Consider the following 15,139-nt stretch of genomic DNA (forward strand, 5'->3'; position numbering starts at 1 on the left):
CCCTCGTCAAGCGTACGCGCAATCTCAGCCGCGCGAACGCGACGGCCCGGTCAGACGGCCAGCTCGACCGAGATGTTGCCGCGGGTCGCCTTGGAGTACGGGCAGACCTGGTGGGCCTTCTCGAGCAGGCTCTTCGCGGTCTCCACGTCCACGTTCGGGATGGTCGCGGAGATCTTGACGATGATGCCGAAGCCGTCGTCGTTCTTGCCGATGCCGACCTCGGCGGTGACCGTCGAGCCGGAGATGTCGGCCTTCTCGTTACGGGCCACCACACCGAGCGCGCCCTGGAAGCAGGCGCTGTAGCCGGCGGCGAAGAGCTGCTCGGGGTTGGTGCCGGCGCCGGAGCCGCCCATGGCCTTGGGCGGGTTGACGACGACATCGAGCTGACCGTCGTCGGTGGCGACACGGCCGTCCCGCCCGTTCTCGGCGGTGGCGACGGCGGTGTACAGGACGTCGGACTGCTGTATGGACATCTGGGTGATTCCTTTACCTCGTTCGCCGCGACTCGCGCCCACGATCGCGACGGCTGAGGGAAGACTAGCCGGTCACCGAAACGATCATCTTTCCGGTGTTCTCACCGCGGAGCAGCCCGAGGAAGGCCTCCACCCCGTTCTCGATGCCCTCGACGACGGTCTCGCCGTACTTCAGATCGCCGGAGCGCAGCCATCCGCCGACCTCCTGGACGAACTGCGGCTGCAGGTCGTAGTGGTCGCCGACGAGGACGCCCTGGAGGCGCAGCCGCTTGCCGATGATCATGGCCATGTTGCGCGGGCCGGGGACCGGCTCGGTGTCGTTGTACTGCGCGATCATGCCGCAGATGGTGGCGCGGCCGTGCACGTTGAGCGAGGAGATCGCGGCCTCGAGGTGGTCGCCGCCGACGTTGTCGAAGTACACGTCGATGCCGTCGGGGGCGGCCGCGCGGAGCTGGTCCCTCACCGGGCCGTTCTTGTAGTTGAAGGCGGCGTCGAAGCCGTACTCCTCCACCAGGAGCTTGACCTTCTCGTCGGAGCCGGCCGAGCCGATGACCCGGGAGGCGCCCTTGAGCTTCGCCATCTGGCCCACCTGGCTGCCGACGGCGCCGGCCGCGCCGGAGACGAAGACGGTGTCGCCCTCCTTGAAGGAGGCGACCTCGAAGAGGCCGGCGTAGGCGGTCAGGCCCGTCATGCCGAGGACGCCGAGGTAGCTGGAGAGGGGGGCCAGCTCCGGGTCGACCTTGGTGGCGTGCTGGGCGGGCACGTCGGCGTACTCGCGCCAGCCGAGGCCGTGCAGGACGTGGTCGCCGACGGCGAAGCCCTCCGCGTTGGACGCGACGACCTCGCCGACCGCGCCGCCGTCCATGGGGTGGTCGAGCTTGAACGGCGGGACGTAGGACTTCACGTCGTTCATCCGGCCGCGCATGTACGGGTCGACGGAGAAGTGCAGGTTCCTGACCAGGATCCGGCCTTCGGCGGGCTCGGTGACGGGGGTCTCGCGGAGGGCGAAGTCCGCGGGGGTGGGCCAGCCGTGCGGACGGGCGACGAGGTGCCATTCACGGCTGGACGCGGGAAGTACGGACATCGGTACGGCCTCCTGGGACAAGATTATTTCACTACCTGAAACAACCATGCGCCTGGATATTTCATGTTGTCAAGTATCTGGGTACGATGGCTCCCATGGCCACCTCACCCCCAGACCCCCTCACCCGCGAAGTCGTCGAGCTGATCGGCACGGTCGTGGCGCGCTACTACGCGGAGTACGAGCAGGCGGCCGCCGAGCACGCGCTCACCGGCGCCCAGGCGAGGGTCCTCGGGCTGCTCACCCTGGAGCCGGTCCCGATGCGGAAGATCGCGCAGAAGCTGAAGTGCGAGCCGTCGAACGTCACCGGGATCGTCGACCGGCTCGAATCGCGCGGTCTGGTGGAGCGCCGCCCGGACCCGGCCGACCGGCGCGTCAAGCTGGCCGCGCCCACCCCGGAGGGCCTGGACACCGCCCGGCGGCTGCGGGACGCCCTGGACTTCGCACGGGAGCCGCTCGGCCGGCTCACGGACGTCGAGCGCTCGCTGCTGCGGGATCTGCTGAAGCGGATGCTGGGCGAGGACATCGTGGCGTAGCGCCGGCCTACCCGCCTGGCCGTGTCCGGAAAGTAGCGCCGTCTGCCCGCAGGGCTACGGGGGAGTGCGGGCCAGGCGTCGCGGGCCAGGCGGGACTTTCCGGACACGGCCTAGCAGAAGAACCAGAGAAAACACGGCTTCTTGGTGGGGCTCGGCGTCGGGGAGGGTGTGGACGTCGTCGGCGTCCCGCCGCTGGGCGTCCCCGAGGGAGTCGTACCGGGTGGCGAGGGGCTTCCGCTCGGGGAAGGTCCGTCGGCCGTGGGCGACGCCGACGGGGGGCCGGACGGCGAACCGTCTCCGGAGCCCTGCGAACCGCCGTCGCCCGAGTCGCCGTCTCCGCCCTGGCCACCGCTGCCCGAGCCACCGCTCCCCTGGCCCGGTATGCCCGTATGGCCGGGCGCGGGCGCGTCCGAGCCCCTCGGGGAGGCCGACGTCGTCACCTCGACCGGGGTCGGCCCGCCGTCCGGCGGCGTCGCGCTCTCCGTGGGCAGCGGCGGCAGCGAGGTCTCGACGACCTCCTCCTCCTGCACGGCGGTGGCGGCGCCGCCCTCGTCCGGAGGCTCCAGGGCCAGCTTCGCCATGCTCAGCGTTCCGGCCGCGAGCACGAGACCGAGCGTGCCCACCAGGACGTTGCGCCCCTTGCGGCTGCGCGCCCGCCGGTTGCGACGCGTACCGGACCGCCCCGACGCCGCGACCCGGCGCGCGGCGCGACCGCCCGGAGCGGCCGCGCGCGGCGGCTCCAGCGGGTCCAGTTCGTAGACGTGCTCGGCGGGCGGCTCCTCGTACTCCGGCCGCCCGCCGGGCTCGCCACGCTCACCGTGCTCGACGTACGCGACACGCTCGGCCGCGACGGCGCGCGCGGCCGGTTGGGGGGTCTCGTACCGCAGCTCCTCGACGGGGGTCCCGCATCCGGCGCAGGCAAGCGCGCCGTTGAGGTGCCGTCGGCACTGGTGGCAGTAGTCCATGGCTGCCGCAGAGTATGTGTCGGCGGGACACCGGAGGTAGGCGGGAACGTGAGGATCCTGTGAGGAAACCCCAGGTCGGCGGCGTGTCGTCATGATTCTCCCGCTTCGGGCAGGATGGGCTCATGACGCCGTCCGGGTCTTCGGGGCCACGGTCCGAGCCTTTCGGGCCTCGCGAGTTCCAGCTCGTCCTGCTGCGCCGCATGGCCGACCACCAACCGGATCTGGCCGAGGACGCGCTGCGGCGGCTGGGGGCGACCCGGGCCGAGTCGCGGGAGGCGAACCGGCGCTGGCAGTCCTGGGCCCATGCCCGCAGGGGCGCGGGTGAAGCGGCCCGCTACCGCTCCGCCCTGGGCGAGCCCGTGGCGCGTCGGGCGGTCCCCGAGCTGGGCGCCGAACTCCTGGAGTGGGACCTGCCGCTCTGGCCCGCGCTGCGCTGGCAGGTGATCACGGGCATTCCCGGCGGCCGTACGGCGCCGGCGGTCTGGGGCAGCGGACTGGTCCGCGCGCCCGGCCACCCCGTGCCCGAGCTGCGCACCGAGGCGGATCTGCGGCCCTGGAGCTGCACCATCGCCGAGGTCGGCAACGCCTTCCCGCCCGCCCGGGCGCGGGAGGGCAGCGCACCCACCCGGCTGCGCCTGGACTTCACCCTTCCCGACGGAACGCCGCGCTCCGCCGAGTTCACCTGGGGCCTGCTGCAACGCGTCCTCTGACCCGGCGTCGGACGGCGTCCACACCCCCGGGCGGCTCAGCCCAGCGCGCGCCGCGCCGGAGCGGGTCGCACGATGCGAACAGAACGCCGAAGCAAAACGGCGTACCACCTCGCTCCGTGCCAGCACCGCACTCCGGAGGATCTGCCGTGACCGTCAGCCTTGAGCAGCTGCGCCGTTGCCATGTCGCCGTCGACCTGGGGGCCGCGCGCACCCGGGTCTTCGTCAAGGGCGCCGGACTCGTCGTCGACGAGCCGAGCGTCGCCGCCGTCAACACCCGCACCGGCGCGTTGATCGCCGTCGGCGCGCTGGCCGAGAAGATGACCGGCCGCACCCCGGACTACATCCGTGTGGTCCGCCCCGTCTCCGGCGGCACCGTCGTCGACATCGAGATGGCGCAGCGGATGCTCCGTCATCTCCTCGGCGAGAAGCTCCGCCGCCAGCTGCGCCGCAAGCCCCGGCTGCGCGCCGCCGCCAGCACACCGCACGACAGCGACCCGCTCGCCCAGCGTGCGGCCGTCGAGACCCTCGTCGGGCTCGGCGCCCGGCGGGTCGAGCTGGTCGACACCCTGATCGCGGCAGCCGTGGGCTGCGGACTCCCCGTCGAGCAGCCCACCGCCACCATGATCATGGTCTGCGGCGCGGCGACCACCCAGGTCGCCGTGCTCTCCCTGGGCTCCATCGTCACCGCCGAGCGGATCCCCGTGGGCGGCGACGCGATCGACCACGCGGTCATCCAGCATCTGCGCCACCAGCACGAACTGATGCTGCCCAGTCAGTCCGTCCGTCCGCTGCAGCTCGCCCTCAGCGGCAACGGCCTGACCCTCCAGGGCCCGTCCTCCACCGAGATCCACGGCCGGGACGTCGCCACGGGCCTCGCCCGTTCGGTGACCGTCGACACCGCCGCCGTACGGGACGCGATCCACACCCCGCTGACCGCCGTGCTCGACGGCATCGGCAAGATCCTCCGGGACTGCCCGCCCGACCTGGTGGCCGACCTCGCCGAGCGCGGCATCATGATGGTCGGCGGCAGCGCCCTGCTCCCGGGACTCGACCAGATGCTCCGCGAGGCCACCGGGATGCCGGTGCACATCGCCGAGCGGCCGGACGTGTGCGCGATCCTCGGGCTCGGCGCGATGCTGGAGGGCAAGATCCAGCCGATGGTGCTCGACCCGCTGACCGTCGCGGATTGACCGCCGCGTCCACCCCTTCGTACGACAATGGGCCCATGGCACTCACGGACCGGGCCGACGAGCCGGCACCCCGTCTGCCGCTCCTCCTCGAAGCGGTCCTGAGTGTCGGCAGCGAACTGGAACTGCGGGCCACGCTGCAGCACATCGTGGACTCCGCCGCCGAGCTGACCGACGCGCGCTACGGGGCGCTCGGGGTCGTCGACCCCGAGCGCGACCGGCTCACCGAGCTGTTCACGACCGGGATGACCGAGGCCGAGCGGCAGCGCGTCCCCCGCCTCCCCGACGGGCACACCGGGCTCCTCGGCGCCCTGCTCCAGGACCCGCGCCCGCTGCGGCTCGACGACCTCACGGCCGATCCGCGCGCCGGCGGGCTGCCCGAGGGCCATCCCGGGATGCGCTCCTTCCTCGGTGTCCCGATCCGGGTCCACACCGAGGTCTTCGGCAATCTCTACCTCGCCGAGAAGCGCGGGGGCCCGTTCACCGACGAGGACCTCGCCCTGCTGCGGGTCCTCGCCTCGCAGGCCGGGATCGCCATCGGCAACGCCCGGCTGTACGAGACCGCCCGGCAGCGCGAGCGCTGGATCGAGGGCGCGGCGGCGGTGACGACCTGCCTCCTCTCCGGGGAACCGGCGGCGGACGCGCTGACCACGGTCGCCGAGCGGGCACGGCTGCTCGCGGACGCCTCGGCCGGGGTCGTGCTGCAGCCCACCGAGGAGGGCGGCATGGAGATCGTGGCCGCCTCGACGAAGGACGACCCCGGCGATCTGGTCGGCACCACGATCGCGCCGGGGTCGCCCGTCCTGGAGCAACTGCTCGGCGGCGAGCCGGTGTTCGTCGAGGACTCGGCCACCGATCCCCGGATGACCACACATGTGCGCTCGCGGTTCGGCCCCTCGATGATGCTCCCGCTGCAGAGCGGCGGCCGGCTCATCGGCACCCTCGCCCTCCCCCGACGGCGCGGCGGACGGCCGTACACGGCGGTGGACCGCCTCCTGGCCTCGCAGTTCGCCTCCCAGGCCGCGCTGGCCCTCGTCCTGGCGGACGCGCAGCACAACCGGGAGCGGCTGGCGGTGTACGAGGACCGCGACCGGATCGCCCGTGACCTGCACGACCTCGTCGTCCAGCGGCTGTTCGCCACCGAGATGATGCTGGAGTCGACCCGGCGCCGGGCCGCCGCGTCGACCGACGAGAACGTGCTGCTCGGGCGGGCGGTGGACGAGCTGGACTCCACCATCCAGGAGGTACGGACGACCATCTTCGCCCTCCAGCAGCCACCCGCCGACGCGCCGGCCACCTTCCGGGGCCGCGTCCTGCGCGAGACGGGCGGCGCGGCGGTCCCGCTGGGGTTCCAGCCCTCCGTGCACTTCTCGGGCGCGGTCGACACCCTGATCCCGGACGCCGACGCCGAGCGGCTCCTCGTCGCGCTGCGCGGCGCGCTGGCGGCGGCCCACCGCCGGGCGGGCGTCTCGGCGATCACGGTCGAGGTGACGGTGAACGCGCAGGGCCCGCGCCTGGTGGTGAGGGACGACGGCCGGCCGCCCACGACGGTGACCTGGCCGTAGGCGGTCACCTGGCCGTAGGCGGTCACCTGGCTGTAGGCGGTCACCTGGCCGTAGGCGGTCACCTGGCTGTAGGCGGCGGGCGGTGGCCTGGCCGCAGCCCGTGTCCGGCGCCGCGCCGGCGCCGGCCGCGGGGCGTCGCCGTCTCGCGGACGCCGCAGAAACCCCCGTACGGCCCAGTCCGGCGCGCCCCGCCCCGCGGCCCGACCTTGACTGATCGGGTGGACACCGTCGAGAAGCCCTCCGGCGCCGCCTACCGGAACCTGGCCATGGCCACGATCGGCTTCGCGCTCACCTTCTGGGCGTGGAACCTGATCGCGCCGCTGGCCGGCGCGTACGGAGACCGGCTGGGCCTGAGCTCCTTCGAGCAGTCGCTGCTCGTCGCCATCCCGGTGCTGGTCGGCTCCGTGGGCCGGATCCTGGCCGGCGCGCTCACCGACCGCTACGGCGCCAGGGTGATGTTCCCGCTGGTGTCGGCGCTGACGATCGTGCCCGTCCTGCTGCTGATCCCGGCGAAGGACTCGTACGCCGCGATGCTCGCCGTCGGATTCCTCCTCGGTCTCGGTGGCACGACCTTCGCCATCGGCATCCCCCTGGTCAACTCCTGGTTCCCGCCCGCCAAGCGGGGCCTGGCGCTCGGCGTCTTCGGCATGGGCATGGGCGGGGTGGCGCTGTCCGGCTACTTCACCCCGCGTATCGCGCGGCACGGGGAGAACCTGCCGTTCGTCGTCGTCGCGCTCGCGCTCGCCGCGTACGCCGTCCTCGCGTGGTTCCTGATCACCGACCGCCCCGACCGGCCGGTCCCCACCGCCTCCCTCGCGACCCGGCTGGCCGGCGCCGGCCGGCTGCGGGTGACCTGGGAGCTGTCGGCGCTGTACGCGATCGGCTTCGGCGGCATCGTCGCGTTCGGGGTGTACCTGCCCACGTACCTGAAGACCTGGTACGCGCTCGACCCGACCGACGCGGGCACCAAGGCCGCCGGATTCGCCCTGGTCACCGTCATCTTCCGGCCGATCGGCGGCTGGCTCTCGGACCGGATCCACCCGGCTCTCGTGACGGCCGCCGCGCTCGGTGCCGCCGCCCTCATGGCCATCGTCCAGGCCTTCGACCCGCCCCTGAACCCCGGCGGCACGATCGCCCTGCTCTGCATGGCCGCCGGCCTCGGCACGGCGAGCGGTTCGGTCTTCGCGCTGGTCTCCCAGGTCACCCCGCAGCGGCAGGTCGGCAGCGTCACCGGCATCGTCGGCGCGATGGGCGGGCTCGGCGGTTTCGTGCCGCCGCTGGTGATGGGCGCGATCTACAGCGCGAAGGACTCCTACTCCATCGGCTACATGCTCCTGTCCGACCTGGCGCTCGCGGGCTGTGTGTACGCGTACGGCCGGATGCGGACGATCCGGCCCGCCGAGGAGGGCGGCGCGGCCGCGCAGGTGACCAAGGTCGCAGCGCGCCGTATCTGACGCGCGGGAAGAATGCCTCTCGCATCCCGCTACGCGAGGAGGACGACCGTTGAGCGCGCTCTTCCCGGCCCTGGTGGCCGGCTCGGACCGACCCGCACTGCGCTTCGGCGCCGATGCCCTGACGTACGGCGAGCTGGCCGCCGCCGCGAGCGCGCAGGCCGCCCGGATCAAGGACGCGGGCCGGGTGGCCGTCTGGGCGACCCCCACCGAGCGGACGGCGGTCGCCGTGGTGGCCGCACTGCTGGCCGGTGTCCCGGTGATCCCCCTCAACCCGCGCACCGGCGCACGGGAACTGGCCCACATCCTCGGGGACAGCGCCCCCGGCGCGGTCCTCGCGGGCGCGGAGGACGACCTGCCGGCGGCGCTCGCGGGACTGCGCCGCATCGACGTGGAGGTCCGGGCGTCGGACGGGGCCGGAGGCGTGCGGCTTGACGGCCCGGGCGAGGAGCCGGGCCCTGAGGATCCGGCCCTGATCGTCTACACCTCCGGGACCACCGGGCCGCCCAAGGGGGTCGTGCTGTCCCGACGGGCGATCGCCGCCACTCTCGACGCCCTGGAGGACGCCTGGGCGTGGAGCGCCGACGACGTCCTCGTCCACGCGCTGCCGCTGTTCCACGTCCACGGGCTCGTCCTGGGCGTCCTCGGGCCGCTGCGGCGCGGCGGATCCGTCCGGCACCTCGGGGCGTTCTCTCCGGCGGGCGTGGCGCGGGAGCTCGGCGCGGGCGGCGGCACGATGCTGTTCGGCGTACCGACGATGTACCACCGGATCGCGGACGCGCTGGAGGAGGATCCGGCGCTGGTACGGGCGCTGGCCGGGGCGCGGTTGCTCGTCTCCGGATCCGCCGCGCTGCCGGTCCACGACCACGAGCGGATCACGGCCGCGACGGGCCGGACGGTGATCGAGCGGTACGGCATGACGGAGACGCTCATGAACACCAGCGTGCCCGTGGGATCCGAGCCCCGCCCCGGGTCCGTCGGGCTGCCCCTGCGCGGCGTGGGCCTCCGGCTGGTGGAGGAGGACGGCTCGCCGATCACGGCGTACGACGGGGAGAGCGTCGGCGAGATTCAGGTCAGGGGACCGAACCTCTTCACCGCCTATCTCAACCGGCCGGACGCGACCGCGGCCGCGTTCGACGGCGACTGGTTCCGGACCGGGGACATGGCGGTCCGCGAACCGGACGGCTATCTGCGGATCGTGGGCCGCAAGGCCACGGACCTGATAAAGAGCGGCGGTTACAAGATAGGGGCGGGTGAGATAGAGAACGCGCTCCTGGACCATCCGGCGGTGCGGGAGGCCGCCGTGACCGGTGCGCCGGACCCCGACCTCGGGGAGCGGATCGTGGCGTGGGTGGTGCCCGCGGACGCGGAACGTCCGCCGACCGCCCAGGAGTTGGCGGACCACGTCGCCGGGCTGCTCGCCCCGCACAAGCGCCCGCGCACGGTCCACTTCCTGCCCGCGCTGCCCCGCAACGACATGGGCAAGCTCCTGAAGAAGGCACTTCCGGAGGCCCTCCATGGCTGAGCGGCCCACGGCCCGCGAGGTCATCGCGCTGGTCACCGACGACTTCACCCCGCTGCGGACCCCGGACACCGACGTGCCGCTGCTCCCCGACGGCCCGATCGGCTGGGCCGGGTACGACGCCGCACGCGCGCGTGCGGCCGAGCAGACCGGCGAGGAGGAGTCCGTCCTGCACGGAAGGGCGACGATCGGCGGTCGCCGGGTGGTCCTGGTGGTCTTCGAGTTCGGCTTCCTGGGCGGTTCGCTCGGCCGGGTGGCCGGGGACCGGCTCGTCGCCGCGTACCGCGCCGCCGAGGCGGCCCGGGTCCCGCTGGTGTCGCTGGTGGCGACGGGCGGCAGCCGGATGCAGGAGGGCATGGTCGCCCTGACGCAGCTCCAGCGGGTGGCGGAGGCGACCGTGCGGCTGCGGGCGGCCGGCGTCCCGCATGTCACGGTCCTGCGCGACCCGTCCACGGGCGGCGGCTGGGCCACGGTCGGCGCGGGGGCGGACGTCGTGCTCGCCCTGCCCTCCGCCCAGGTCGCGTTCGCCGGGTCGCGGGTCCGGCCGCGGGACGCCGACCCGGGGGCGTACACGGCGGAGGGCCAGTGGGCGTTCGGGCAGGTGGACGCCCTCGTGGACCCGGCGGATCTGCGGGTGACGCTCTCCCTGTGGCTGCGGCTGCTGACGGGCGGCGCACACGCGGAACCCTCCGGAGCGCACACGGAACCGTCCGGAGCGCACACCGACCCCTCCGTGACGCCCTCCGGCCCCGCCGACGCGCCCGTCCGCCCTTCCGTGGAGGCTCCGGCTCCGGCCCCCGCTCCCCCGCCCCGCGCGCTGACGGAGGCCGGCCCGCCCGGCACCGGCTGGGAGGCCGTCGTCCGGGCGCGGTCCGCCGCGCGCCCGCGCGCCGGGGCCTATCTGGACGCCTACTTCACCGCCCGCGCGACCGTCCGCGGCGACCGGGCCGGCGGGGTGGACCCCGGGGTGGAGTGCGGCTTCGGGCTGCACGAGGGACGCACCGTCGCGTACGCCGCGCAGGACGGTTCGGCGACCCGCCCGGCGGGGTTCCGGACCGTCGCCCGGCTCGTGCGGCTCGCGGACCGGCTGGGAATCCCCGTCCTCACCCTGATCGACACACCGGGTGCCGCCAACGACGCCGAGGCCGAGCGGGCCGGGGCCGGCCCGGCGATCGCGGACGCGTTCACCGCGGTCGCCGGGGCCCGCGTCCCGGTGACCTCGCTCCTGGTCGGCGAGGGCGGCTCGGGCGGGGCGCTGGCGCTGGCCGCGCGGGACAACACATGGACCACGCCGGACGGCTACTTCTCCGTCATCGCCCCGGAGCTCGCCGCGGCGATCCTGAAGCGGACCCCCGACCACGCCCCGGTCACCGCCGACCAGCTCCGCCTGCGGCCCCAGGACCTGGTCGAGCTGGGCGTCGTGCGCGGGATCGTGACGCGCGGCGGGTAGCGGTCCCCGGCAGCACGAGGGTCCCGGACAGCACGAAGCCCCCTCGGGGGGAGGGGGCTTCGTTGCGCAGGGCGGACGATCAGTCCTCGTCGCCCTCGCACTCGCTGAAGTCGCCGCAGACGACGACCGTGACGTCCACGTCGCCGTGCTCCACCAGGTGCACGTCGTTGTCCGAGTGGTACTGGGGGCCATCGTGGGCGACGGCCGAACCGGAGCCGGCGAGAACGGCCGCGGCGGCCAGGGCGAGGGCGGCAATGGTCTTACGCATGAAATCCTCCTGTACGAGCGGGGTTGCTCACCTCGGAGCCTGACCGGGGCATAGGACGGCGGCAAACGCTGGCGCGCGTTCGGGGCACAGGCTCGCCCATCCGAGGGGGCGTCACCCCACGGCGGGGCGGGCATCCCGGGGATCTCCCCGGGATGCCCGCCGCCCCTCGGACCGGGCTACTTCACGCCCACCGCGCGCAGGAGCTCCTGTTCGACGGCGCCACCACGGTCGTCGGACGCGCCCGCCCGGAGGGAGAGGTACCGCGCGCCGTCCGGCACCCGCAGCTCACCCGTCCAGGATGGACCGGCCGAGGCGGAACCGGAGGAGGAACGCAGGGTGACCTTCTGCCAGGTCGTGCCCTCGTCGTACGAGACCTCCAGGGAGCCGCCGCCGATCGTGCCGGTGCCGGCCGCGCCCTTCACGTACGCGGCGTGCAGGCGGACGGGCACCCTGCTGCCGGCCCGGACGTCGCCGACGAGGTCGGTGTCGACGTCGAAGCCGAGGTTGATCAGCGGGAGGAAGGTGAAGCGGTCGGACGGGGTCCGCGCGGAGCGGAAGGTCCACTCGGTGTGGCCCTTGCTCGACAGCCGCCAGCGCGCGGGGTCCAGGGTGGTGTCGGTGACGACCTTGAACTCGGCTTCCTGCGACGGCGCTTCCCAGACGTACGCGGCGGAGCCCGTCCCGCGGTCGACACGGGTCCCGTCGACGTACACCTCGGTGAACTGGGTCATCGAGTCGTCGCCCCACACATTGCCGAAGCCGGTGTGGTCGGGACCGGAGTCGCCCCAGCCGGGGACGTTGAAGTGCAGCTGGTCGCCGGACCGCTGCTGGCCCCAGCCGAGCCCGGTGCCGAGCCACGGATGCCAGACCGGCTCGAACCAGTCGCGGCGGACGGTGGTGCCGCCGCGGTAGGTCTCGATGCCTCCGCGCTGTTCGAGGGAGTCGCCGAGGTCGACCGACTCGTGCCAGCCCTGGCCGCGGCCGGTGGAGACGTATTCGGTGCGCTCGACCGGGAAGGCGATGTGCTCCTTGAAGCCGAAGCCCACGGGGAAGGTGTCGGTGATCGAGTAGCGGAACTCCCCGCCCCGCTCCGCACGGCCGGTGGGCATGTGGAACGCGGAGCGTACGGTGGCGAGTTCGTCCTCGTCGGGCCGGAAGACCAGGTCGGAGGGGATCGCGCCCGGATGTCCCTCGGAGAGGTCGTAGACGTACGGCGGGTACGGCGTGCCGGTCAGGTCGACGCTCCGGCCGCCCGCGGCGGCGGAGGCCAGCCGGGCGCCGTCGGCGGCATCGACGGTGGCCACGGTCAGCGGCCGGTCCTCGTACTGCTCGGTGCCGAACCAGGTGTTCAGCCGGCCGGGAGCCTGGTCGGTGACGAACAGCAGGGCGGCGCCCGCGTCCTGGGCGGTCTGCGCGATCTCGACGGGTGTGAGCGCCCCGGCGCGGACCAGGACGGCCTTGCCCTTCACGTCCTTGCCCGCGTAGCCGGCGGCGGTGCCGGTGCCCGCGTCGACGAGCGCGAGCCGCGACCGGCCCTCGCGGGTGGCCGTGCCGGGCTGCTGGAGGACACCGGAGAGCCGGACACCGCCGGTGCTCGCCTCCAGTCGCGGCGTGCCGAGCCGCCAGACCGTGCGGTACTCGAAGGTGCCCGTCGCGGGCTCGGTGGTGGGCGCGGCGAAGACGGAGTCGTACGTCACCGGCAGTTGGACGGCGCCGCCGTAGGAGGCGCCGTTCGCCTTCCGGTCGAACTCCATCAGGAGCTGACGGGTCTCGGTCCGCTTCTCGACCTCGGCGCGGATCTCCTTCAGCCGCCGCCCGTCGAGGGTGATCTCGCGGTCACGGTCGAGGACGATCTCCGGTCGGTGAGGAAGCCGAGGCCGAGGGAGTCCTTCCCCTTCGCGCCACGGACGTCGAGGAAGGAGGAGACGGTGTACGTGCCGGGCTCCAGGCGCAGTTCGAGGGTGCCGGAGTCGCCGACGGTCGCCGGGAAGGGGTCATGGCCCTCGGCGAGTCGCCGGACGCCCAGGTGGGCCGGGGTCGGGGCGCCGTCGCGGTCCTTGACGTGGACGGTGAGGGTGTAGCGCTCCGCCTCCTTCACCAGGCCGAGCGCGGTGTGCGCGACCGGGGCGCCGCCGGCCGAGGCGACGATCCGGCCGGAGGCGTTGCCGACCGGGGCCTTCGTGCCGTCGCCGGTGACGGTGGTCCGGGCCGTGCCGCGGGCCGGGAGGGTCAGCGTCGTGTCGGCGAGGGTCGCGACGCCCGCTGGCATTCCCTCGACGGTGAGGCTCAACTCCACGGGCGCGGCGGAGTGGTTGGTGTACGTGACGGTCCGCGTGACCGGCTGGTTCGCCTCGTACGGCCAGGAGAAGAAGCCGAGGTCCGCGGAGCCGGTGGCGGTGACGTCCGCCGTGATGGCGGCGGCCACGTCGACCCGCCCGGCGCCGAGCGCGTACGCGGAGTCGGTGAGCGGCTTCGACGAGGACATCAGGGCGTCCTTGAGCTGCGCGCCGGTCCGGTCGGGGTGCTTCTCGGCGAGGAGCGCGGCGACACCGGCGATGTGCGGGGTCGCCATCGACGTCCCGCTCATGGCGGTGTAGAGGCCGGACCCGGGCGCCAGTCGGGAGCGGGCGGCGAGGATGTCGACGCCGGGCGCGGAGAGGTCGGGCTTGAGGGCGAGGTCGCCGTGGCGGGGGCCCTGGCTGGTGAAGTACGCGGGCCGGTCGGCGGAGTCGACGGCGCCGACGGTCAGCGCGGAGTCGGCGGCGCCGGGCGAGCCGATGGAGCCGGGGGCGCCGCTGTTGCCGGCGGCTATGACGAACAGCGCGCCGGTCTCGGCGGTGAGGCTGTTCACGGCCTGGGCCATCGGGTCCGTGCCGTCGCTCGGTTCGCTCGAACCGAGGCTCATGGAGACGATCTTCGCGTCGATGTCCTTGGCGGCCCACTCCATGCCGGCGATGATCTGCGACTCTGAGCCCGTGCCCTCGTCGCTGAGGACCTTGCCGACGGCGAGGGTCGCACCGGGCGCGACGCCCTTCTCCGCGGCGCCCTCGGAACCGGCGCCGCTGCCGCCGACGGTGGAGGCGACGTGCGTGCCGTGGCCGTTGCGGTCGGCGACCTCCTCGCCCTCGATGAAGGACGCCGACTCGCTCACCCGGCCGGTGAGGCCGGGGTGCGCGAGGTCGGCGCCGGTGTCCAGGACGGCGACCTTGACGCCCTTGCCGGTGAGTCCGGCAGCCCACGCCTTCGGGGTGCCGATCTGGGCGTTGGACTGGGCCATGGTGGCCTCGACCCGGCCGTCGAGCCAGACCTTGCCGCCCGTGGAGCGGGCGGTGGGCGAGGTGAACGTCCGCCAGAAGGCGGCCGGGTCGGTCGCCTCCACCGCCGCGCCGCCGATGCTGGGCAGGGCCCGGACGGTCTTGGTGCCGCGCGGCGTGGCGGCGCGCGCCGCCTTGCCGTACGTGACGATCAGCGGCAGTTCGTCGGTGACGCCCTGCTCGATGAGGCCGCTGACGTCGAAGAGCCTCCGGTCGAGGACTCCCGCGTCGAGGAAGGGACGGGCCTCGTCGGGGACGACGGTGACCCGGCCGTCGGAGATCTCGCTGCGTACGGCTCCGGTCGCGTCCCGGGCCCGGTCGACGGTGACGGTCTTCTTGCCGCCGCCCAGTTCGGTGACGGTGACGCGGTCGCCCGTGACGAGGGTGACGGTGGCGCTCCGGGCGGCGGGACCCTGGAAGGTGCCGGGGACGGCGGCGGTGGCGCTCCCCCCGGCGGCGGCGGTCTGCCCTGCCGAGAGAAGGGCCAGCGAGATGCCGGCGGCGAGCAGCCCGGCCCTTCCTCGTGCGGAAGGTCTGATCATCGACGCACTCCTCGGCACCCGGGGGAAGGGGTGGTTCCGGGTGTCGCGAGGAGTCTCGTCCGAACGCGGGTAGTT

The 15,139-nt window shown here is 73.8% G+C and carries 11 protein-coding genes and 1 pseudogene; 7 read left to right on the forward strand and 5 right to left on the reverse strand.

Annotation, left to right across the window (positions count from 1 at the left end):
- Nucleotides 1-50: 50 nt before the first annotated feature.
- Nucleotides 51-473 carry an organic hydroperoxide resistance protein gene (locus ACZ4VW_RS07410; protein ID WP_467959379.1) on the reverse strand — a complete coding sequence of 141 codons (423 nt, stop codon included), beginning with the start codon at nucleotides 471-473 and terminating at the stop codon, nucleotides 51-53.
- A 64-nt stretch (nucleotides 474-537) separates the two neighbouring features.
- A complete protein-coding gene (locus ACZ4VW_RS07415) occupies nucleotides 538-1,557 on the reverse strand; it encodes an NADP-dependent oxidoreductase (protein WP_467959381.1) in 1,020 nt (339 codons plus the stop codon).
- Nucleotides 1,558-1,652: 95 nt separating this feature from the next.
- On the opposite strand from ACZ4VW_RS07415, the gene ACZ4VW_RS07420 reads away from it, so the two are divergent.
- Complete coding sequence (locus ACZ4VW_RS07420) at nucleotides 1,653-2,090, forward strand: MarR family winged helix-turn-helix transcriptional regulator (protein WP_467959383.1); 438 nt, start codon at nucleotides 1,653-1,655, stop codon at nucleotides 2,088-2,090.
- Nucleotides 2,091-2,200: 110 nt separating this feature from the next.
- Here the strand turns inward: ACZ4VW_RS07420 and ACZ4VW_RS07425 are convergent, their stop codons facing one another.
- Nucleotides 2,201-3,055 carry an SCO2400 family protein gene (locus tag ACZ4VW_RS07425; protein ID WP_467959385.1) on the reverse strand — a complete coding sequence of 285 codons (855 nt, stop codon included), beginning with the start codon at nucleotides 3,053-3,055 and terminating at the stop codon, nucleotides 2,201-2,203.
- 200 nt (nucleotides 3,056-3,255) lie between these two features.
- Here ACZ4VW_RS07425 and ACZ4VW_RS07430 point away from each other — a divergent pair, with 200 nt between their 5' ends.
- The 6 genes from ACZ4VW_RS07430 to ACZ4VW_RS07455 all read left to right on the forward strand — a co-directional run bounded on the left by ACZ4VW_RS07430 (nucleotide 3,256) and on the right by ACZ4VW_RS07455 (nucleotide 10,940).
- Nucleotides 3,256-3,765 carry a hypothetical protein gene (locus tag ACZ4VW_RS07430; protein WP_467959387.1) on the forward strand — a complete coding sequence of 170 codons (510 nt, stop codon included), beginning with the start codon at nucleotides 3,256-3,258 and terminating at the stop codon, nucleotides 3,763-3,765.
- A 146-nt stretch (nucleotides 3,766-3,911) separates the two neighbouring features.
- Nucleotides 3,912-4,955: a rod shape-determining protein gene (locus ACZ4VW_RS07435; RefSeq protein WP_467959389.1), complete on the forward strand. Its 1,044-nt coding sequence runs from the start codon at nucleotides 3,912-3,914 to the stop codon at nucleotides 4,953-4,955.
- A 35-nt stretch (nucleotides 4,956-4,990) separates the two neighbouring features.
- Nucleotides 4,991-6,517 (forward strand): sensor histidine kinase, encoded by a 1,527-nt coding sequence (locus tag ACZ4VW_RS07440; protein ID WP_467959391.1) that lies wholly within the window; start codon nucleotides 4,991-4,993, stop codon nucleotides 6,515-6,517.
- 266 nt (nucleotides 6,518-6,783) lie between these two features.
- Nucleotides 6,784-7,971, forward strand: coding sequence for an MFS transporter (locus ACZ4VW_RS07445; RefSeq protein ID WP_467959608.1), 1,188 nt, complete (start codon nucleotides 6,784-6,786; stop codon nucleotides 7,969-7,971).
- 49 nt (nucleotides 7,972-8,020) lie between these two features.
- Nucleotides 8,021-9,493 (forward strand): acyl-CoA synthetase, encoded by a 1,473-nt coding sequence (locus ACZ4VW_RS07450; RefSeq protein WP_467959393.1) that lies wholly within the window; start codon nucleotides 8,021-8,023, stop codon nucleotides 9,491-9,493.
- The gene (locus ACZ4VW_RS07455) at nucleotides 9,486-10,940 is read left to right on the forward strand and encodes a carboxyl transferase domain-containing protein (protein WP_467959395.1); all 1,455 of its coding nucleotides are present in this window, start codon (nucleotides 9,486-9,488) and stop codon (nucleotides 10,938-10,940) included. The genes ACZ4VW_RS07450 and ACZ4VW_RS07455 overlap by 8 nt, the downstream gene beginning before the upstream one ends.
- A gap of 79 nt (nucleotides 10,941-11,019) precedes the next feature.
- On the opposite strand, the gene ACZ4VW_RS07460 is transcribed toward ACZ4VW_RS07455, so the two are convergent.
- On the reverse strand, nucleotides 11,020-11,208 hold the full coding sequence (locus tag ACZ4VW_RS07460; RefSeq protein ID WP_467959397.1) for a hypothetical protein: 189 nt from the start codon (nucleotides 11,206-11,208) through the stop codon (nucleotides 11,020-11,022).
- Nucleotides 11,209-11,384: 176 nt separating this feature from the next.
- Nucleotides 11,385-15,064, reverse strand: a pseudogene (locus ACZ4VW_RS07465) (S8 family serine peptidase).
- Nucleotides 15,065-15,139: the final 75 nt, after the last annotated feature.

Source organism: Streptomyces sp. NPDC029139 (assembly GCF_055564335.1).